General features: G+C 41.5%; 19 protein-coding genes. 11 read left to right on the forward strand and 8 right to left on the reverse strand.

Translation table 11 applies throughout. The annotated features are described in order from the left end of the window. The first annotated feature begins 2 nt into the window (after positions 1-2). Entirely contained in the window at positions 3-986 is a 984-nt protein-coding gene (locus CE058_RS11540) for a DUF294 nucleotidyltransferase-like domain-containing protein (RefSeq protein ID WP_163142684.1), read from the forward strand. Then, positions 986-1,714, forward strand: coding sequence for an exonuclease domain-containing protein (locus tag CE058_RS11545; RefSeq protein WP_163142686.1), 729 nt, complete (start codon positions 986-988; stop codon positions 1,712-1,714). Before CE058_RS11540 ends, CE058_RS11545 begins: the two co-directional genes overlap by 1 nt. 307 nt (positions 1,715-2,021) lie before the next feature. Here CE058_RS11545 and CE058_RS11550 read toward each other — a convergent pair whose 3' ends face one another. Together CE058_RS11550 and CE058_RS11555 are read right to left on the reverse strand one after the other, a co-directional pair. Next, positions 2,022-2,354 (reverse strand): hypothetical protein, encoded by a 333-nt coding sequence (locus tag CE058_RS11550; protein ID WP_048009100.1) that lies wholly within the window; start codon positions 2,352-2,354, stop codon positions 2,022-2,024. A gap of 153 nt (positions 2,355-2,507) precedes the next feature. Continuing rightward, complete coding sequence (locus CE058_RS11555; RefSeq protein WP_076256850.1) at positions 2,508-2,741, reverse strand: helix-turn-helix domain-containing protein; 234 nt, start codon at positions 2,739-2,741, stop codon at positions 2,508-2,510. Between the two features lie 191 nt (positions 2,742-2,932). Here CE058_RS11555 and CE058_RS11560 point away from each other — a divergent pair, with 191 nt between their 5' ends. After that, positions 2,933-3,502, forward strand: coding sequence for an HAD hydrolase-like protein (locus tag CE058_RS11560; protein WP_163142688.1), 570 nt, complete (start codon positions 2,933-2,935; stop codon positions 3,500-3,502). 89 nt (positions 3,503-3,591) lie between these two features. Here CE058_RS11560 and CE058_RS11565 read toward each other — a convergent pair whose 3' ends face one another. The 3 genes from CE058_RS11565 to CE058_RS11575 all read right to left on the reverse strand — a co-directional run bounded on the left by CE058_RS11565 (position 3,592) and on the right by CE058_RS11575 (position 5,602). Beyond that, positions 3,592-3,858: a hypothetical protein gene (locus CE058_RS11565; protein WP_163142691.1), complete on the reverse strand. Its 267-nt coding sequence runs from the start codon at positions 3,856-3,858 to the stop codon at positions 3,592-3,594. Positions 3,859-3,873: 15 nt separating this feature from the next. After that, positions 3,874-3,996 carry a 3-methyladenine DNA glycosylase gene (locus CE058_RS11570; RefSeq protein ID WP_163142694.1) on the reverse strand — a complete coding sequence of 41 codons (123 nt, stop codon included), beginning with the start codon at positions 3,994-3,996 and terminating at the stop codon, positions 3,874-3,876. A 169-nt stretch (positions 3,997-4,165) separates the two neighbouring features. Beyond that, the gene (locus CE058_RS11575; RefSeq protein WP_163142697.1) at positions 4,166-5,602 is read right to left on the reverse strand and encodes a carbon starvation CstA family protein; all 1,437 of its coding nucleotides are present in this window, start codon (positions 5,600-5,602) and stop codon (positions 4,166-4,168) included. Positions 5,603-5,830: 228 nt separating this feature from the next. Between CE058_RS11575 and CE058_RS11580 the strand changes: the two genes are divergently transcribed. Together CE058_RS11580 and CE058_RS11585 are read left to right on the forward strand one after the other, a co-directional pair. Next, the gene (locus CE058_RS11580; protein ID WP_163142700.1) at positions 5,831-6,571 is read left to right on the forward strand and encodes a protein-glutamine gamma-glutamyltransferase; all 741 of its coding nucleotides are present in this window, start codon (positions 5,831-5,833) and stop codon (positions 6,569-6,571) included. A gap of 224 nt (positions 6,572-6,795) precedes the next feature. Then, entirely contained in the window at positions 6,796-8,256 is a 1,461-nt protein-coding gene (locus CE058_RS11585; RefSeq protein WP_163142703.1) for a UDP-N-acetylmuramoyl-L-alanyl-D-glutamate--2,6-diaminopimelate ligase, read from the forward strand. Between the two features lie 40 nt (positions 8,257-8,296). Here the strand turns inward: CE058_RS11585 and CE058_RS11590 are convergent, their stop codons facing one another. Both CE058_RS11590 and CE058_RS11595 read right to left on the reverse strand, forming a co-directional pair. Beyond that, positions 8,297-9,103 carry a glycerophosphodiester phosphodiesterase gene (locus CE058_RS11590; protein WP_163142706.1) on the reverse strand — a complete coding sequence of 269 codons (807 nt, stop codon included), beginning with the start codon at positions 9,101-9,103 and terminating at the stop codon, positions 8,297-8,299. Between the two features lie 82 nt (positions 9,104-9,185). Then, positions 9,186-9,488: a hypothetical protein gene (locus tag CE058_RS11595; RefSeq protein WP_048009108.1), complete on the reverse strand. Its 303-nt coding sequence runs from the start codon at positions 9,486-9,488 to the stop codon at positions 9,186-9,188. A gap of 291 nt (positions 9,489-9,779) precedes the next feature. On the opposite strand from CE058_RS11595, the gene CE058_RS11600 reads away from it, so the two are divergent. The 6 genes from CE058_RS11600 to abc-f all read left to right on the forward strand — a co-directional run bounded on the left by CE058_RS11600 (position 9,780) and on the right by abc-f (position 14,892). Then, on the forward strand, positions 9,780-10,301 hold the full coding sequence (locus CE058_RS11600) for an NfeD family protein (RefSeq protein WP_163142708.1): 522 nt from the start codon (positions 9,780-9,782) through the stop codon (positions 10,299-10,301). A gap of 15 nt (positions 10,302-10,316) precedes the next feature. Further along, entirely contained in the window at positions 10,317-11,873 is a 1,557-nt protein-coding gene (locus tag CE058_RS11605) for a flotillin lipid rafts scaffold protein FloT (RefSeq protein ID WP_048009109.1), read from the forward strand. 176 nt (positions 11,874-12,049) lie between these two features. Continuing rightward, positions 12,050-12,154 carry a YjcZ family sporulation protein gene (locus CE058_RS11610; RefSeq protein ID WP_163142711.1) on the forward strand — a complete coding sequence of 35 codons (105 nt, stop codon included), beginning with the start codon at positions 12,050-12,052 and terminating at the stop codon, positions 12,152-12,154. Between the two features lie 45 nt (positions 12,155-12,199). Further along, on the forward strand, positions 12,200-12,337 hold the full coding sequence (locus CE058_RS11615; protein ID WP_082138950.1) for a YjcZ family sporulation protein: 138 nt from the start codon (positions 12,200-12,202) through the stop codon (positions 12,335-12,337). A 245-nt stretch (positions 12,338-12,582) separates the two neighbouring features. Continuing rightward, the gene (locus CE058_RS11620) at positions 12,583-12,783 is read left to right on the forward strand and encodes a hypothetical protein (protein WP_048009110.1); all 201 of its coding nucleotides are present in this window, start codon (positions 12,583-12,585) and stop codon (positions 12,781-12,783) included. A 336-nt stretch (positions 12,784-13,119) separates the two neighbouring features. Next, on the forward strand, positions 13,120-14,892 hold the full coding sequence (gene abc-f / locus CE058_RS11625; RefSeq protein ID WP_163142714.1) for a ribosomal protection-like ABC-F family protein: 1,773 nt from the start codon (positions 13,120-13,122) through the stop codon (positions 14,890-14,892). A 53-nt stretch (positions 14,893-14,945) separates the two neighbouring features. Here the strand turns inward: abc-f and CE058_RS11630 are convergent, their stop codons facing one another. Continuing rightward, positions 14,946-19,241 carry a S8 family peptidase gene (locus CE058_RS11630; protein ID WP_204260535.1) on the reverse strand — a complete coding sequence of 1,432 codons (4,296 nt, stop codon included), beginning with the start codon at positions 19,239-19,241 and terminating at the stop codon, positions 14,946-14,948. Between the last annotated feature and the right edge of the window lie 317 nt (positions 19,242-19,558).

Here is a 19,558-nt window from a genome sequence, read left to right on the forward strand (position 1 = left end):
GGATGGAATCAACATTTAACTCTTATCAATCCCTAAAAAAGTGGAAAGAGGAACAGATCTTAAAATACCGCTCAGATATCAGCGCTCTGAATGATTTTCACGACATTATCATGAAAGCTGTTATTCGTATGGCGTTGGAAAGAACCAAAAAAATTGAAAGGGCATCCTCATGGAAATTTGCCTGGTTCACAATGGGAAGCTCGGGGAGAAGGGAGCAGGGCTTTCTGAGTGACCAGGATCACGGATTGGTGTTTGAATCAGGGGCTGCTGAAGCGGAAAAGTATTTTTTAGAGCTGGGGGAGGAAGTTTCAAAAGGTTTACAGGCTGTTGGCTATCCATTTTGCGAAGGAAATGTGATGAGCTCTAATCCGCTATGGTGTAAATCACTTTCTGAATGGAAAGAACAAATCCATGCATGGATGCAGGAGGAGAGTCTGCAGACGATCAGGAATCTCCATATTTTCTATGACAGCAGAGTGCTGGCAGGAGAGGAAGCGTATATAGCAGAATTGAAATCCTTTATTCACGTGAATCTCCAAAAAAGCCCGCATCTGCTGACCAGAATGGTGGAGACCAGCATGCATATGAAAAAATCAGTAGGTCCATTTGGCCAGCTTTTGGCAGAGGAAAAGGGAAGCCATCAAGGGGAGCTGGATCTAAAATACGCTGCATTTATACCTTATGTAAATGCGGTAAGAATTCTTGCTGTGAAGGAAGGAATCCTGGACACATCTACTATTGCCCGAATGAATAAGATTATGAACATAAATGGCTATGGGGGATTAGGTAAATATCGAAATAATTTTGCTGTCTTGTTAAAATGGAGGCTTCAGTCATACAGGCAAACAGATGCCTATGATGATACTCACTACATTCAGCTTAAAACCTTATCAATATCAGAGCGAAATGAACTGAAAGATATTTTAAAGGATGCCAGAAAGCTTCATCAATTTGTGGTCAGGACCATTCAAAAGGGTGCAGGTTAATGAGGTTCCATCCTTTTGTCCAATTTGTCAGAGGTATTCAGGGCAAACTTCAGACTAACATGTTAGGTGGAATGAATGGTCAAAATCCGCATCATATAGCATTTATTAGACAAATGCAGAGGGAGCTGCAGAATGCTGATTTAATGCCTATCCCCTTAGGGAATTTGAATGTGGCTGTCTTTGATATTGAGACAACTGGATTTTATCCGGATAAAGGGGATCAAATTATTTCGATTGGTGCGGTTAAAATTATTAGCGGGAAAGTCAGTGAAGACAGTTTTTATTCACTTGTTCATTTTGATAAGCCTCTTTCAAGTGAAATAAAGGAGCTGACAGGTCTATCTGAGGCTGATTTAGAAAAAGCTCCTCCCCTCTCGGAGGTATTGATTAGCTTTCTTGAATTTGTAAAGGAAATGCCGCTGGTTGCCCATCATGCGAACCACGAGAAAAGCTTTATGCAGTATAGCAGCTGGAAGCTTTTTCGCACGCCATTTAAGCTTAGGATATTAGATACTTCCTTCCTTTATAGAATAGCCGATCCTAATAAACCATTAAGAAAATTAGAAGACCTCTGTGAATTTTATGGCATCCCTGTTAAGGGCCGCCATCATGCTCTGGGAGATGCAAAACTGACAGCTTTCCTGTGGTGCTGCTTAATCGAGGAAGTTCATAAATCAGGGTGCTCAAACTTAAAAGAGGTTTACGAGCGCCTGGCCAGGTTAAGGTAACACAAGGAAGGTTGGACGGGAGAAGATGAAGCCAACTGAGGTAACTTCGGACACAAATCAAGGTTAAAGGAAGTTTGAGTCTGAAGCAGGAGGAACTTCGGACACAAATCAAAGGTTAAAGGAGGTTTGAGTCTGAAGCAGGGGCAACTTCGGACAGAAACCTGATTGTTAAGGAGTTTGAGTCCGAACCCCGGTCCTGGCAGTCATAAAAACCCTTCCATTTAATCAAAATCAATGCCCCAATCACGATAAGATTGGGGCAAATTTGGTATCCTAAATCCCAGGACAAAAAGTACAAAATTTCCCCTTAGAATTCCCCGTCAAATGGAGTAAAAGGAATGTTAAGTCTATTCTCAACTGCTCTTAGTCTTTGGTTTAGCCGGTTCAGCCTTCGAGTATGGCGGTCAACGGTCTGATTTAGCATTCTGACCTGGTCAGTCAAATTGACCAGCTGTCTGTTAAGGCGGGTAATCTCTCTGGATTGCTCCTGATTTTGCCTTTCCAAAGCAGTAACTCTTCTCTCTAGCTGCGGGGGCTGTCTGTCAGTATCATATTGTTCGAACTGCTGAATTTCATATTCTGGGGTGAAGTGGGCTGCTGGCTGAGGAAGATAACCTTGATAATAGCCATATGGATACATTGGGCACTCTCCTTTTATGCAAAAATCCTAAAACTCTTTATAATCTATGCATAAATGGGCGGAGAGACACGGCAAATGCCTATATTAATGGCGGGCTGCTACTTTGTGGTCGATTTAGCTTAGAAGGTAAGGTCTTAAAACGGCTGCCTCTGTTTACATAAAAGGGGGAACTTTGCTGATTTCTGAAACAAGAGAAGCAAGTGACTGCATCTGCTGGTCATCGAGGTCAAAAGCTATTTTAATCTTGTTTTCCAGATCAGCTGTTACTCTTCTCTTGCCCACCTCAACCAGAGCTATTAAAGAGAAGCTGCAGCTGACAACTCTTGCGAAATCGCGCTGTGTCATGTTGTAGCTCTTTCTGATTAACTTAATAATTTCTTTGTTCATTCTTATTCATCCTTTAACAATTCACCCATTTTCTCAGGGCTATGTTTTTGTCTTATAGCTATTAAATTAGCATTGTGCTATAGGTTTGTCAAAGTAATTTAATGACAATGGAAAAGCAGTTTAATAGATTGGATGGAAGTATAATAACTAATATAAGGGGATAAAAAGAAAATAGAAAGGAGCTTTGCCTGTTGAATATACTTTGGGATTTTGATGACACTTTATTTGATACATATCCAGCTTATACGGCGATCGTCAGAGGGGTTATGAATGATAAAAAGGTTTCGGATGAAGAGATTTTTTGTCAGCTAAAGGTTTCTTTCAGCGATGCTTTTCAACATTTCAAGTTAAATGAAGAACAAATAAAAACAATAAGGATGAGGGCGAGACAGCTGCGTCCAAATGATTTAAAGCCTTTTCCTGATGTGGAGCAGGTATTAAAGCAGGCTGATAAGAATGTGATCATGACTCACAAGGAAAGAGATGATGTTCTTTCTATATTAACCTTTCATAAATTAGATGGATACTTTAACGATATGGTAGCAGGAGACGATGGCTATCCGCGCAAGCCTCACACAGCTTCTTATGAATTTCTGCACGAAAAGCATAAGGTGGATTTAGCAATAGGGGACAGGAAAATAGACATTCTGCCGGCAAAGAAACTTGGCATCAGGACCTGCCTTTTTCAGAATGAAGCCCCTGGAGCAGATTATTATCTGAACCACTATAGGGATTTTAATAAGACAATAAATCCATATTAGAAAAGAAACCTGGCACTTTTGGGTGCCAGGAGTTTAATTCGCATATTTCTTTTAACGCTTATTTTGTCCTTAATAATATCATGCATTTTTTATGTTCTTGTTCCATCGTCATATTTATCGCCAAACAGCTTTTTCTTTTTTATTGTTTCAAAGTCTGCTTTGTACTTTTCCTCTGTTGAAGAACTGCTCTTTATTTTTGATCCATTTTTTTCTTCTTCCTTCTCCTGTTTTAAGTCTTCCATTGGTAAAGGATCAACATTTTTTTCGCTCTCATACTTATCAAATAAACTTTCCTTCTCGGTTTTATATTGTTCGGGATTATCCATCTTTCCATCCTGAATGTTTTTGTCAGCCACTAATATTCCTCCTCCTTATTTCCTGTTTTCTTCCTGAGGTTTCTCAGGTTCTCTTTGGGGTTCGATATCCCTATCGTTTTCTTTCTTTTTATTTTGTTCTATCGAATTATTTTTTTCTGAAATCTTATTATCCGCCATAGTTAAACCCTCCTTTAACTGTTAGTATTCATTACCCTCTGGCAGTGGAGCAAAACCTAAATGACGGATTGCAAGAGTTTAACGGTTTAAACTGAAATAGGAGAAATTGCTCTGTAAGGCCACAAAAAAATGCACCTTCACTATTATGTGAGGTGCATTTTTTAACGCTTTAAGCAGCTTTTAGGTTGGGTTTATTCTTGCGCAGCTGCTTTTGTTTAACGATTTGATAAACATACCAGCCTGTAATTAAGAGTGTAATGAATGATCCGATCATCATTGATGGCTGATAATCCATTTGAAAGCCTTCAGGGGCATAGAAGATATAGGTGGATACTACACCGGTCATAAACAATGCAGGAACACCGCTGATCAAATGGAATTTGTTATTTTTCAAAAGATACATAGTGGCTGTCCAAAGCATGACCGCCGCTGTAACCTGATTTGTCCATCCGACATATCGCCAAAGGAATGAGTAATCGATTGTTGCCAGATATAAAGTAGGAAGAGCCACAGGTAAAGTGGTGATGACAACCTTCCATTTCCCATCCATTTTTATTATAGATGAAAGTGATTCTGCCAGCATCATTCTTGAAGAACGAAGGGCAGTATCTCCAGTAGTAATTGGCAAGATGATTACACCTAGTATAGCAAGGATTCCTCCCAGCGTACCAAGGAGGCTGCCGGAAATTTCATTAACCACTCCCGCTGGTCCACCAGCCGCTAATGCATCTTGAAGCCCTCCTGTTCCACCGAAAAAGGTCATGCCCGCTGCTGCCCAGATTAAGGCAATAATCCCTTCGGCAATCATGGCGCCATAGAAAACCTTTCTTCCATCACTTTCCTTTTTTAATGTCCGTGAGACAATCGGACTTTGTGTTGAATGGAAACCTGAGATCGCTCCGCATGAAATGGTGACCATCAGTAGTGGCCAGATTGGAAGTTCACCGGGATGAAGATTAGACAGTGTCACATTCGGTATGGATTTTTCGCTGAAAAGCAGTGCGACTGCAATGGAAACTGCCATAAAGATTAATATTGCTCCAAATAGAGGATAAATCTTACCGATTATACGGTTTACAGGCAAAACTGCTGCCAAGATAAAGTAAGCAAAAATAATGAGCAAGGATGCCATAAAACTTAATGGAGTTATGCTTGAAATCAGCTGTGCCGGACCGGCAGTAAATGCAGCGGCAACTAAAACCATTAAGAGTATTGAAAATAAATTAATGAACGTTTTGGCTGGTTTTCCTAAATATCTTCCGACAATGCTTGGAAATTGCTCTCCTTTATGCCTTAGAGAAAGCATTCCTGAAAAATAATCATGAACCGCCCCGGCAAAAATGGAACCGGCAACAATCCAGATAAAAGCTGCAGGCCCGTATAATGCGCCCATAATTGCACCGAAAATGGGACCTAAACCTGCAATATTCAAAAGCTGAATCAAGCTGCCTTTCCACCAGCTCATCGGTATAAAGTCCATTCCGTCTTTTTCCGTATAAGCAGGTGTAGGGCTGCTGTCATTTATACCAAATATACGCTCGACTACCTTGGAATAAATGGCATAACCTGCAATCAGCAAAACAATTGAACCTAGAAAAGTCGCCATGAAAAAATCCCCCTGTTGTAAAATAAATATAAGTATAGTCTGAAACTTAAGAATATGTTGAATATTGTACAGGCAAACTGGAATTAAAAGCAAGCTTATTTCAGAAAAAAAGATATTTTCCGATAATAAATAACTCGGATTGGATACCGTGAAGGGTCAAATAATGAAGGAACCCTCCTGCAAATGAAACCATAAGCTACTATAAGTTCATTTGAAGGGGGGAAGACAATGATTATCCTTTCGAATAATCAGAATAAACCGGGGGCTTCCAGCTTTTTTGGAGTTCAGCGTGAAATATATCTGGCGCTGGAGAGCAGTCCTGAAACTCATCAATACGATTCAATGCATGAACTGCTATTTGATATCCTTTTGAGAGAGAATATTATTAAAGCAGCCAGGCAGCTTCATGGGAGCCGTGTGGAGTTTGCACCCTTTAACACATCACGCTTCAATCCGCGCATATGGAGAAGGACAAAATATGGATACCTGCTTGATCCATCTGTTTTACCGTCAGATGCAATCATGGATGTGTTCACGAACAGCTGGGAATATGCTTTTGAATGTACAACAGCCATTGTGCTGATTTTTTATAAAGCTGTATTGGACTCCATTTCTGTCAGCCGCTTCAATACATTATTTCAGGGACTTCTTGTTTGGGACTGGAATTATGATCATGACCTGTCGATTGTTACAAAAAGAGGCCGGAATTTCATACCTGGAGACGTCGTTTATTTTTACAATCCTGATTATGATCATCCAGTTTGGACAGGTGAGAATTCCGTTTATTTGGGCGGGGGCATGTTCTTTGGGCATGGGGTAGGAATGGAAAGCGAAGCAGGGATGATAAGAGCTCTTAACACGCTTAGAAAGCCAGGTGCTACAAGAGATGCTTATCTTATTTCACAGCATAGCCGATTGAATGTGAAGTATCTATCCCAGTTTGCCAAGCGGCCATTGTCTATAGTGTAAAACGCAATTAATCTGACATATCAATAGGGTGAATCGCTTATTTTTCAGAAGCCATTCACCCAAATTTATCCTCAATTCTAGTATATTAAGACGATTTTCTGCATACCCCGATATTTGTATCCTTAAGAAGGCATATTTCCTGTGAATGTGGGAAAACAAAAGATAATGATTATAGATATATACACCAAATTACTTGATGTTTAAACATTAAAGGAGACAGAAATATGAAATTATCCCAGGTTATTAATTGCCTAAAGGATAGCGGGGAGATGGGTGTACTTACAGACGATCCTGATATTACAGGGATCGAAATGGATTCACGCAAAGTGGGGAAAGGAAGCCTTTTTGTTGCAATTAAAGGTTTTCAGGCAGACGGACATGATTTCATTGGACAAGCTGTTGAAAATGGTGCGGCTGCCGTAGTGGGTGAGGATGCAATTGAGTTAAATGTGCCTTACATAAAAGTAACGGATAGCAGAACCGGTCTGGGGAAACTGGCGAACTGCTTCTATGATCGCCCATCAAGAAAGCATAAAATAATAGGTATTACAGGAACTAATGGGAAAACGACCACTGCCTATATTTTAAAGCATATACTGGAGACTGCAGGCAGGACCTGCTCCCTCTTGGGTACTGTATCAAACATTATTAATAACAAGGAATATAAGACCTGCAACACGACACCGGATGCCCTGCAGATTCAAAAAATGCTGAGTAAAAGCCATGATGAGTTTGTAGTTATGGAGATTTCTTCTCATGCGCTGGAACAGTCAAGAACTGAAGGTCTGGAATTAGACTACGGGCTATTTACTAATCTGGCTCATGACCATCTGGATTATCATGACAGTATGGATCAGTATTTTTATGATAAAAAGAAGATCTTTACCTTGTTAAAAGAAGACGGTAAAGGAGTCGTCAATCTTTATAATTCATGGGGAGAAAAAATGGCAGAGCATCTGCAAAATGAAAAGATACCTTTGATTATGCTGGGTGATGAGAAGTGCTGTTCAATAAAAGACACTGCTATAAATGGGAAGACTGTTTTTATTCTCGAGGTGAGAGGGAAATCGTTTGAAATTGAATTTCCTCTTCCGGGCCACCATAATGTTTATAATGCAGCAATGGCTTTTTTGACAGGTATTGATTTGGGGATAGCCCCGGAAGATATGACAAAGGCTTTGGCTTCATTTCCGGGTATACCTGGCCGTTTTGAAATGATTATTCATCCATCAGGAGCTAAATTTGTCGTGGATTATGCTCATACAGTGGATGCGTTTGAATATTGTCTGGACACAGCGAAGCAGCAGGGGGCTGAAAGAATCTTTCAAATTTATGGATTCCGGGGCGGAAGAGATCAATCAAAACGTGTGGATATGATTAAAGTTTCGGCTAAATACTGCCATAAATTTTATTTGACCGCTGATGACCTCAACGATGAGTGTGAAAATGAAATGTTAAGCCAATTAATCTCTCTGAATAAAGAATATGGAGACGGTAAGGGTGAAGTGATCCCCGACCGGACATTGGCTATCCGGAAAGCTTGGGCTGAAGCAAAAGAGAATGACTGGATCTTTATTACAGGGAAGGGGCCAGAAGCTTATCAACAGTCATTTGCTTTACCGGCAGATAATGATTTGGAAACCTTAAAGCTGCTGAAAACCGGAAGAAAACAGGCAGTCTTATAAAAAAAGGGTGCAGACCATGACTCGGACTGCACCCTTTTTGTTATTCAATAAGGTCTAAATAATCAGCTACAATTCCATCCAGTGGATAATGCTTTAATTTATCTGCTTCTTTCTTTGAACGCACAGTCCAGGCAATTGCTTTCATACCATTCGCATGTATTAGATCGATCACCCGCTTATTAACCACTGTCCACTTAGGATTCAGGTAGCTTGCATATTTGGCAATATTTTTTATCTCCATTTTGTCAGGAGGATAGTTGATTAAGATGGCGACAGGGATTTCCGGCATCAGTTCATGAAATAATCTCATTGAAGCTGTTTCAAATGACTGCACAATAATTTGGTCTTTACCTTTTGAATCAAGTTTTCTTTTTTTTAGTTCCTCGGCGATCATCTTTTCAATGCCCGGATATAGGGACGGTTTTTTTAACTCAATTAAAAGCCCGACGCGGTCCGCATATTTGTCCAAGACCTCTTCAAATGAAGGGATACAGGCACCGCTGAATTTTGTAGAAAACCAGCTGCCGGCATCCATTTTTCTGAGCTCATCAAAGGTAAAGTCAGAGACTTTTCCTTTATGGTCGGTTGTGCGGTCTACAAGGGAATCGTGAATCACGACCAGCCTTCCATCCTTGCTTAATTGAACATCAATTTCCAGATAATCTGCTCCCATTTCGATTGCACGGTCATATGAGGGAAAAGTATTTTCCGGGCAGTAGCCGGCAACTCCCCGATGGCCAATTCTTTTTATCTTATGTGAATTATTTGCTATTTTCTTAATGCCGAAAAATGAAATAACTGTAGCTAAAGCTGTAAAAATCACATTTTTCATTACCTTCAAAGTCATTTCTCCTCGCCATTTTTGCTCATCTTAAAGGAAGTGAAAACATTTTGTCAACTGCAGAGGATTACCGAGTTTTGATCCCTGTTCATTCCCAATCCTCATAAACAATTGTACCGCCAGTCAAATCCAGGGTATTTCTTTCTCCTTTATAAAAAAGTTTTCCTTCTTCTTCAACTATAAGGTTTTCATATGTAAATACACTCTTTCCGGAAGGAAGCTGGATGATGATTTTCTCACCCAGTTCTTTTTTGGGGGCTTCTATAGTAATGAGGCTTTGAGAATAAAAATATAATGCTGTAAAGATAGCAGCTAAACATCCCAATAGGACAATTGACACCAGCATAAATTTGCTTTTAGGCTTCTCCATATGCAATTCAGATCTTGTCATGATTCCTATCCCTCCGCTAACCAGATATATTGGTCTATTCCACCATTTTTCACCATTTAATCCTAAATGGATTTTAAATCCTCAAATATGGTATGCAGGAATAGTTATGAAAATGACTATAATAGGGTGAAAGTTAGACAAGCTGAAGAAGCAGCAGTATTAATTTAGAGAAAGTTAAGAAAAATGAAACAATTACTGTTCTTTGTCCGTATATAATTTAAGCTTTAATAGTAAAAAGGAAGGAGGCACGGGATAGATAGCCTGACTATAAAAATGGATAGGGTGCATTTTATGGAATTATTTGGTTTTCCTATTCAGACAATTTATCTAAGCACACTTATTTTTTCTGGTATCTTAATTATTTTGTATGTGTTTTTTGGAGATATGGCAGACGGAATTGGGGAGGGCAGCTTTCTAAATCCAGTACTGATTCTGGCATTTATTACTTTTCTCGCCGCTGCAGGCTATATCTTTGAAATGACAACCTCTCTTAATAGCGCAGTCATTCTTTTGATAGCGGCTGTTATTGCGGTTTTGCTGGATATATTGCTGAATATCTTCGTTCTTATACCATTAGCTTCTGCTGAAGAATCTCTCGTTTACACAGATGAATCCTTAAGGGGGAGAGTAGGTACGGTATTAATTCCTATACCGGAGAATGGTTTCGGTGAGGTTTTAATTGAAAATATAAGCGGGAGAATATCCAAGCCTGCTTCAAGCTATGAAAATACGGTCATAGCAGAAGGAAGCAAAGTGCTGATTGTTGAAGTCGCAAATGGAGTTATTAAAGTGATTGATTATAAAGAATTATAGACAGGGGGACACAATATGTTAATGGTTTGGGTTGTAATTGGAATCGCAGCATTTTTGCTGATTGCTCTGCTAGGTGTGTTCATTACAAAATATCGGACTGCAGGGCCGGATGAAGCGTTAATTGTAACAGGCAGTTACTTGGGAAGTAAAAATGTCCATGTGGACGAATCAGGAAATAAGATAAAAATAATCAGAGGCGGAGGAACATTTGTACTTCCTGTCTTTCAACAGGCAGAGCCATTAAGCCTCCTGTCAAGCAAACTGGAGGTTACCACTCCGGAAGTATATACCGAACAGGGAGTTCCTGTCATGGCAGATGGAACTGCAATTATTAAAATCGGCGGGAGTATTGGGGAAATTGCTACTGCTGCAGAACAGTTCCTTGGTAAATCTAAGGAAGATCGGGAAAATGAAGCGAAAGAAGTTCTTGAAGGACATTTGCGGTCAATTCTGGGATCTATGACGGTCGAAGAAATATATAAAAACAGGGATAAATTTTCCCAGGAGGTTCAAAGGGTAGCGTCACAGGATCTGGCCAAAATGGGTTTGATCATTGTTTCTTTTACAATCAAAGATGTCCGTGACAAAAATGGATATCTTGATTCACTGGGAAGGCCAAGAATAGCGCAGGTTAAGAGGGATGCGGATATTGCCACGGCTGAAGCTGAAAAGGAAACCCGGATTAAACGGGCAGAAGCAGCAAAGGATGCCCAAAAAGCAGAACTTGAAAGGGCAACTGAAATAGCTGAAGCCGAGAAAGAAAATCAAATGAAAATGGCTGACTACAGAAGGGAACAGGATATTGCCAAAGCACGGGCTGACCAGGCATATGACCTTGAGACAGCCAGAGCAAAGCAGGAAGTTACCGAGCATGAAATGCAAATCAGGATTATAGAACGCCAAAAGCAAATTGAGCTTGAAGAAAAAGAAATCTTAAGAAGAGAACGCCAATATGATTCCGAAGTGAAGAAAAAAGCAGATGCAGACAGATATGCTGTTGAGCAGGCGGCAGAGGCAGAAAAGAAAAAGCAAATTGCCGAAGCGGATGCAAACCAATATAGGATTGAATCACAGGCCCGTGCAGAAGCTGAAAGGGTTAGGGCAGATGGGATGGCCAAGGCTGATTCACAGCGCGCCCAAGGTGAATCTGAAGCCGAAATCATTCGCCTAAAAGGTCTGGCAGAAGCAGAGGCAAAGAGAAAAATCGCCGAGGCATTTGAACAGTATGGCCAGGCAGCTATGATGGATATGGTCATTAACATGCTTCCGGAATATGCGAAACAGCTTGCAAGCCCGTTATCGAATATTGATAAGATTACAGTGGTTGATACAGGGAGTGACAGCACTAATGGCGGCGCCAATAAAGTAACCGGCTATGCCACCAACCTGATGTCCACGATGCAGGAAAGCCTGAAAGCTTCATCCGGCATTGATGTGAAGGAGCTTCTCCAAAACTTTTCAGGCAAAGGAAACGTCCGCCAAAGCCTGGAGCAGCTTACTGAGGAAATAAAAGAAAAAGAATCCGTGCAGCCTTCTATAGGTATCCAGGCCACTCTTGCTGATAAGAAATAATGAAATTGCCTATTTTTATCTGGGGAGATAACCTGGAAATGCCGTTATATCAACAAAAATCCGAAGCCTTCAAACCGAAGGCTTCTTTTTTGCGCAGAAAACTGTGTATTTGTCTATCGCACAATCTGGGTGAATTGAATAGGATATATTGAATCAAACAAAGGAGGTAATTGACTATGTCAGACGGTTTCGGACACGGCGGCGGTTTCGCCCTTTTAGTTGTATTGTTTATTTTACTGATTATTATCGGTGCTTCTTGGGGTTACGGTGGATTCTACTAATAAAACAAGCAGACACATTTAATTGGCAAGGGAGGGGATTCTATAATGTATGGCTACGGATATGGCGGCTGTGGATACGGTGGAGCTGGATACGGCGGTTGTGGATACGGCGGCGGTTTTGCGCTAATCGTTGTTCTGTTCATCCTGTTAATCATCGTAGGTGCTTCTTGCTTTAAGTGGTAATAGATTAAAAGAAAAGCAGGGGGCACCTGCTTTTCTTTTGTATGCCTACATACATTTGGATGTGAGTGCCAAAAGCCCTGGTCCATTCCGCGCAGAACAGAAGAACATCCGAGCGAAAGAGTCTGTTTCCGTGCAAAAATACAAAAAAAGCGCGTGCAAAAGGATATACACCGCGCAAACTCGTGTTTCCTAATAAGCCAAATGGGGAAAAGAAGCAGCATAAACGAAACTGGGAGGATTGCAAAATGGATGAACTTAAAACACAGGATCGGGAAAATACGATGAGGGAAATTTACTCCATATTGGAGGGCGGACTTCAGCGGGAAATGCATAAAGGCGAGTACAAGCTTGTTTCAGAATGGGTAAGCGGGTTTAATCTGGAGGAAAGAGCTACGATATTAAATATGCTCAAGGAGCTTACCAATAAGCATATCCGAATTGATTAAGGATATCCGGGGCAGATGCATGTATTCAATTGCTGAACATGAGCCTATTGACAATAATAGCCAGAAGCTTATATACTACAATCAAACAGGTTGAAAGGATGATTTAGGGGCATGAAGTTATAATCTTATTTTTTCTGGTATCTTTTTATATTTAAAAAGTTTAACCCGGAGAACATAGGATTAGTGTGCCCTTTTTTAGTCATTCCTTATCGGAAGTGATGTCTGCTTATTTGTCTTTAAGCGGTTTAGATTTTATTTAGGCGCGCGTTTTTTATGTGTTTGCACCATTTCCAATGATGGGTGCACAGTCCTCTCCGGGTATGGGGAGGTTTTTTTATGTGTGCAAATAAAATCAGCAATCACCGCAATAACAGTATACCGGTTATCATGGCCAGAGATCTTCAAAAGTCATTCGGAGATAAAAGGGTTTTTTCTAATTTGGAATTCGATATTTATCAGCAGGATCGAATTGGTCTTGTTGGCTTAAATGGCACGGGGAAAACTACATTGGCCAATATTTTATTCGGCAGTATACAGGCGGATAAAGGGACAATCGAGCGGATGAAGGAGCCATATAGAATCGCCTATCTGCACCAGTCAGCAGATTATTCTGTGAGTGATATTCATGCTCCTGACCAAAGCCCGGAAGAAGAAATTTTCCATCAGGCAAGCAGATTAGGACTCTCAAAACTCCATGAATGGAAACCGGAAAGGCTTGATTCTTTAAGCGGGGGAGAAAGATTGAAGCTCTCCTTAGCCAAGGTTTGGTCATCAAAACCGGACATGCTGATTTTGGATGAACCCACCAATCATTTGGATTTACAGGGAATCGAGTGGCTTATTAGGGAGATTGGCCAATTCAGCGGTCCTGTCATGATCATTTCCCATGACCGTCACTTTCTTGATCAGGCTGTCCGCAGGATTTTTGAGCTGCAGGAGGGCACTTTAACCATGTATGACGGGAATTACACAGCCTACCGGGAGCAAAAACAGAAAAATTATGACGATCAGCTTCATCAATTTAATGTTCAGCAAAGAGAAATTGATAGGATCGAAAATCAGATGGCCAATTTAAAAAAATGGTCTGAAAAAGCTCACAGGGAATCAACTAAAGGTGGAAGTCCTTCTGAGAATAGGCAGATGGGCTTTAAAGAATACCACAGAGTAAAAGCCAAAAAGATGGATCAGCAGGTGAAGTCAAAAATGAAAAGGCTTCAGCAGGAACTGGATAAGAATAAAATTGAGAAGCCGGCAGAAGAGGCAAAAGTGCACTTTCAATTCGATTCATCAGGCAAACGGGGAAAAAGGATCATTGAAGCTAAAAACCTCTCAAAATGCTTTGGAGACCGGACTCTTTTCAAGGATAGCCAGTTTTATATAAAGCATGGCGAAAAAATTGGTATTCTTGGACCCAACGGGACTGGCAAGACCACTTTTATCCGTATGCTGCTGGAAGAGATTTCCCCTTCAGATGGGGAACTTTGGATTAGCAGCACTTTAAAGATTGCCTATTTAAACCAGGATATTAATGATCTACCGTTAACAAAAAACGCCCTTGAAGCACTTGATCTCAGCGAACGGGAGCAGATTTACAGGGCGAGGACCCTATTAGCAAACCTGGGTATGAAGGAAGCGAAGTTAAAGCGGCCGATTGGACAGCTGAGCATGGGAGAGCGAATCAGGGTTAAGCTTACAGACATGCTTTTAAAGGAATACGACGTCTTAATATTAGATGAACCGACTAATCACTTGGATTTGCCGAGCAGGGAGAAGTTTGAAAAAACGCTCAGGGAATTTTCAGGAACACTCATCATTATTTCGCATGACTTATACTTTTTGGAGAAGTTAAGCACAAGATTGCTTGTATTTGAAAAAAATAAAATCACCAGATTTGATATGAATCTTAAGGAATATCGTATGAAATCCAGAAGGTCCCAGCAGGAAAAAGCTCATGATTCCACAAAAGACCAGATCATGGTGATTGATAACCGCATCAATGCGATACTTGGAGAACTCAGTCTGCTTGTTCCGGGTGACAGCAAATATGCCCAATTGGATAAGGAGTTTAATGGATTAGTAAATGAAAAAAGAACATTGCTAAATCAATAAGTGCAAAAAGGCAGGCCCCTATAATAATGGGCCTGCCTTTACATCTGATTTTACTACTTTTTAGTGCTGTTATTATTCTTCTTTTTTGCATTAATCCACAGTTTTCCATCTGCTGTCTTGCGGGCTTCATTGCCGTAGTCATCCATCACTTTCACTTCAATTTCGGCACCAGGTGCTTTTACATTTGAAGTGGCAGTATAGTAGCCGACATAATGGCCCGGGGAAGTTTCCATCATTGGAAGCTCAGTTGCGTTATTCAGCTGGCCGCCAGCATTTGTTAAAGGCATTCTGATGGCAAAGGTCGCTTTTAACCCTGGTTCACTATCAAATTGGATTTTTACCGATTCGCCTTTTTTAAGCTCCTTATCTTCTGCAGGAAGAAGATTTTCGATGGAAGGAGCGGTATATTTAGCATCGACTGTGATTGTTTTCTCTTCGCTGTTTTTCGCTTTATCCTGTGCTGTTACCGTAATGGTGTTTTCACCTTCATCCAGCAGGATGCGAAGAGCGTATTCACCGTCTGTAACCTTTGCTGTCTGGCCGTTTACTTTTACCCAATCAAGGTTATCGTCAGAAACGGTTCCTTTAACAGTGACTGTTTCTTTATTTGTTTTGGATTTATCTGCAGGGCTTGTAATGGACAGTTCCGGTTTTGTTTTATCATATATTACTTTTACAGGTTCAGAAGCATCAGTGGACCCTGACTCTGTTGATGCTTTGGCAGTAAGTGTGTTTTCCCCTTCAGTAAGTGGAATCTCTGCTGAGAAAGTGCCTTCGTCTGTACTATCAGCCGATGCGACCTCTTCTCCATTATTAAATACTTTTACAGTTGTGGTAGGGGCGGAAGTACCTTCAATTGTAACTTTACCCTGGTTCGTAAATGTTCCATCCGCAGGAGAAGTAATGACAGGTGCTGTAACTTCATAGTTGACTGTCGCGCGGATCATATAGTTTCCTTCATCTTCAGGCGACGGTGACCATGCTCCGCCTACAAACTGCCAGCTGCGTCCTGCATTCTCTCCATCCTCATCTGTGCCAAGACCAGGAGCATTAGGATTTGGTGATGATTGGATATAGACCATATAGAAGTCTCCATTTGTAACGATTCCTTCGTCACTTAGATCTACATGTGTCCATTCACCGTTTCTTAATGCTGTCGCTTCAAATGGGCCTGCAAGTTTCTTGCCTGGGGCTCCATCCGGTCCGCTTGCATCGTATACTTCCACTTTGAAGTCTGTACCGCCCGGAGTCGGCCAGCTTGTATCCCAGAAGCGGAATAATCCGCCGGTAACCATTGCGCTGTCATGGCCGGATGCAAGGGACATCTTAACTGCCCAGCCATTGCCGGCATCGTAAAATGCACGTGCATTTTCAGCTGTACCATCGTCATATCCGATTTCACCCGGATAACCGATAAATGGCTTAAGCTCAATGTTTTGATCAAGAGTTGAGCCGCCTTCGATCGTGATGCTCTGCTCTTTGCTGTAGTAGGAAGGTGCCATTGCTTTTAAAGTGTATGTGCCTTCGTAGGCTGTGAGTGTATATTCACCGTTTTCATTTGTTGTTACTGGCTGTACTGCCGCATCCTCAATTAAAAGAAGCGTAGTATTTGCAACAGGCTCTCCAGTTGCTTCATTTGTCACAACACCTGTGACAGTGCCTTTTGGTATTTCCTCAAGGACAAAATTTGCAGTCGCTTCTCCATCCTGCGGTATATTTACATTTTGTGTTTGAGAACGATAGCCGTAAGCTTCTGCTTTTACAGTGAAATCACCTGATGCATGTGTCATCTCAAAAGATCCGTTTTGCGGATTAGTAAATACGGACCTGCCTGATTCCAGCACACTTACTTCGGCAGTAAGCGGAAGAAGCACTGGGACCGGCTGCTGCTGTTTCTCATCATCTTTTGCAAGAGTATCCTTTTTAGGAACAATTTTATCAGGATTTACCTTTTCCTTCTTTAATTCTGCAAAAGGTTTATCTTTGCTGAGGCCAAGCTGTGCTTTGCCTGCAGGTTCTGCTGGAGTATCAGATAACCTCACATCATCAATATACCAGCCTTGCTTCTGAACAGAGCCATCGGTAGTCACATTGAAGGCGACATAAATTCTCTGTCCAGCATACGCACTTAAATCTACTTCTCCATTAACCCAGCCTGTTGTATTGCCGTTTACGCGAAGAGCCTGTTCCCAGTTTTCCATATCTGTTGATACAAAAACGTGACCATAATCATAACGGTTTTCAAGCTCGTGCCATTGCTTGAATTGAAGGTAGGCATCTCCTTCCGGCAGGTCGATAGGAGGCATCTGGAGATTCATGTTTGCTCTATTTGCATAGTTGCCGTCAAGTTTAGTTGCAAATACTTTTTCCCCGGATGCTGCATTACCAGGACCTGAAGATGGAATTCCCCACTCCCAGCTATTTTCCGGTCCATACGAAGTCCAGCCGGCCGGCTGTGATTCGAAGTCCTGAGAATAGCCAATGCTGATTCCTGGTCTTACTGCCACTTCATAGGAGTCTGTTTCAGTTAAATTCCCGCCAAAATCATTGACCTTCCATTTATAAGTTACAGAAGGTTCAGCTATGTCTTCTCCAGGAATAACTGCCTGATACGTACCATCTTTATAGTTGCCTGCTGTTCTTTCGGCCTCAATAGCGGCCCAGCTGCCGTCAGCTTTTAAGTATTCAAGATCCACTCTTGTGACGCTTACATTATCTGATGCAGTCAATTCAAGTGCTAGATCCATTCCTGCATATGTTTCCTGAGGTGCTTCATGATTGGCTTCAGGAGCTTCGGAATCATCTCCTTCTTTTGCAACCTGGCCTTTGATTTTTCCAAGACCGGTCAGTACGGAAGAAACCGCATCGAAGGCATTTACGAGTCCGTAGCCAAAACCATTATTTGGTGTCTCAGGATAAGTACCATTTGTCAAAGGAGTAGAGGTGGTCAGCAGAATTTCCTCCATCTCTTCAACAGTCAGACTTGAGTCAACCTGGCGGAGCAGCGCGGCAACCGCAGAAACATGCGGCCCAGCCATGGAGGTTCCGTTCCAGCCGCCTTCATATCCGCTTCCGGGAACTGAGGAACGTATGTTAACGCCTGGTGCAGATACATCAGGCTTAACTTCCTGATATGGAGATGGCCCTTGCAGTGAAAAGCTTGCTAAGCCATTATTAATATCGGTCGCACCAGTAGCAAATGATTCCGGGTAGTTTGCTGGGGTTGCAACTGAACCAGGTCCGCCTGGATTAAACAAAGTAGTGTTTCCTGCAGAGAATTCCGGGAAAATTTCAGCTGCACGCCATGCCTGCACCATTGGACGATACCATTCATCCAGTCCAGGTCCGCCGCCCCAAGAATTATTGACAACATCAGGCGCTTTCTCAGGATGGGGATTTCCTTCAGCATCCTTTGGAGCCAGGATCCATTCACCGGCTTCAAGAAGGTCTACATCAGTTCCGCCGTTTGCAGTAAAGGCTTTTACTGCGATCCATTTCGCACCAGGTGCAACACCGATCTGATTGCCTCCATTCGGCTCGGCACCAACCATAGTTCCAGTTACGTGGGTTCCGTGACCCTGATCATCGTAAGGAACTGTCTGGCCTGCAGTGGCATCAAACCAGCTGAATTCATGTACTGGAGAATCAGGCTGTGCAGGGTTATAGCCCCGGTACTTTTCTTTTAATGCCGGGTGATTCCACTGAACACCTGTATCAATGGATGCAACGACTGTACCGGATCCGTCAATTCCCATTTCCCATACAGCAGGAGCTCCGACGCGGTCAATGTTCCATTCGATCGAGCGGGTTTCTGCTTGTGTTTTAAGAGATTTTTCAGCCTCTTTAACAGGTTTATGAAGCTGTCTTGTTTCATTTGGAAGAATCTTTTCTACTTCAGGGAATACTGCGATTTGCTCCATAACGTCTTTTGTAGCTGTTACTGCAATTGCATTGACGATGTAGAAGGATTGAACATCTTTTGCCTTGCCGTCTTTTTCCTGTTTTTGAAGGAAGTCGGCGACATGGCCTTGAGTTTCAATAGCTGTAGATCTTAGTGAGGATAGGACTGCAGAGCGTTTCATGTATTTTGATTTAGAGGGTGTCAGTTTTTGTGATGCAGCCGCTTTTTCAGCCTTCTTGACTGCTGCTGAAGTATCGGCCTGTTCTTTGAATTTAATCAGGAATGTTACTTTATCTTCTTTATCAAATTGTTTAAGCAGTGAGCTGTTAATTTTGCTTTTTGCTGTCTGAGGAGCAGCTTTCTTAACTGAAGTATGCGGAGAGCTCTTGCTTTCTGCCGATCCCATGCCTGGGAACATCAGCGGCAAAATTAGAAAAGCTGTCAGCATCACATAAAGAATGCGATTCAAAGATTTTCTTTTTCTTTTCAAAAAATTCCCTCCTTGTTTTGTTAATTCATTTAAACTGCTAGTTTGCAATGAAGAACTCAACCACCTCCTATGGGTACTTTCCAAAAATGGAAAACCCTGCCGTTACCCTGTACTTTAGCTAAATTAAAGGCTGGAGATTGTCGAAAAATAAAGTTTTTTGCAGTGCTTTTATGAAAATGGCTATAAGGCTTCATAGGTCACTAAGGGTTACAGGCTTAAAGAATGAACTTTTTATGGTTATTAATAGAGTAAAAGTATTATTTTTCCATATAGTC

The organism is Bacillus sp. 22-7, from assembly GCF_010628845.1.
Taxonomy (GTDB): domain Bacteria; phylum Bacillota; class Bacilli; order Bacillales; family Cytobacillaceae; genus Cytobacillus; species Cytobacillus firmus_B.

Excerpts from the sequence above, each read along its gene's own strand:
- CE058_RS11540 (WP_163142684.1), top strand. The coding sequence starts at position 3 with ATGGAATCAACATTTAACTCTTATCAATCCCTAAAAAAGTGGAAAGAG.
- CE058_RS11545 (WP_163142686.1), top strand. The coding sequence starts at position 986 with ATGAGGTTCCATCCTTTTGTCCAATTTGTCAGAGGTATTCAGGGCAAA.
- CE058_RS11550 (WP_048009100.1), bottom strand. The coding sequence starts at position 2,354 with ATGTATCCATATGGCTATTATCAAGGTTATCTTCCTCAGCCAGCAGCC.
- CE058_RS11555 (WP_076256850.1), bottom strand. The coding sequence starts at position 2,741 with ATGAACAAAGAAATTATTAAGTTAATCAGAAAGAGCTACAACATGACA.
- CE058_RS11570 (WP_163142694.1), bottom strand. The coding sequence starts at position 3,996 with ATGGCGGATAATAAGATTTCAGAAAAAAATAATTCGATAGAACAAAAT.
- CE058_RS11575 (WP_163142697.1), bottom strand. The coding sequence starts at position 5,602 with ATGGCGACTTTTCTAGGTTCAATTGTTTTGCTGATTGCAGGTTATGCC.
- CE058_RS11580 (WP_163142700.1), top strand. The coding sequence starts at position 5,831 with ATGATTATCCTTTCGAATAATCAGAATAAACCGGGGGCTTCCAGCTTT.
- CE058_RS11585 (WP_163142703.1), top strand. The coding sequence starts at position 6,796 with ATGAAATTATCCCAGGTTATTAATTGCCTAAAGGATAGCGGGGAGATG.
- CE058_RS11590 (WP_163142706.1), bottom strand. The coding sequence starts at position 9,103 with ATGACTTTGAAGGTAATGAAAAATGTGATTTTTACAGCTTTAGCTACA.
- CE058_RS11595 (WP_048009108.1), bottom strand. The coding sequence starts at position 9,488 with ATGACAAGATCTGAATTGCATATGGAGAAGCCTAAAAGCAAATTTATG.
- CE058_RS11600 (WP_163142708.1), top strand. The coding sequence starts at position 9,780 with ATGGAATTATTTGGTTTTCCTATTCAGACAATTTATCTAAGCACACTT.
- CE058_RS11605 (WP_048009109.1), top strand. The coding sequence starts at position 10,317 with ATGTTAATGGTTTGGGTTGTAATTGGAATCGCAGCATTTTTGCTGATT.
- CE058_RS11610 (WP_163142711.1), top strand. The coding sequence starts at position 12,050 with ATGTCAGACGGTTTCGGACACGGCGGCGGTTTCGCCCTTTTAGTTGTA.
- CE058_RS11615 (WP_082138950.1), top strand. The coding sequence starts at position 12,200 with ATGTATGGCTACGGATATGGCGGCTGTGGATACGGTGGAGCTGGATAC.
- CE058_RS11620 (WP_048009110.1), top strand. The coding sequence starts at position 12,583 with ATGGATGAACTTAAAACACAGGATCGGGAAAATACGATGAGGGAAATT.
- abc-f (WP_163142714.1), top strand. The coding sequence starts at position 13,120 with ATGTGTGCAAATAAAATCAGCAATCACCGCAATAACAGTATACCGGTT.
- CE058_RS11630 (WP_204260535.1), bottom strand. The coding sequence starts at position 19,241 with ATGCTGACAGCTTTTCTAATTTTGCCGCTGATGTTCCCAGGCATGGGA.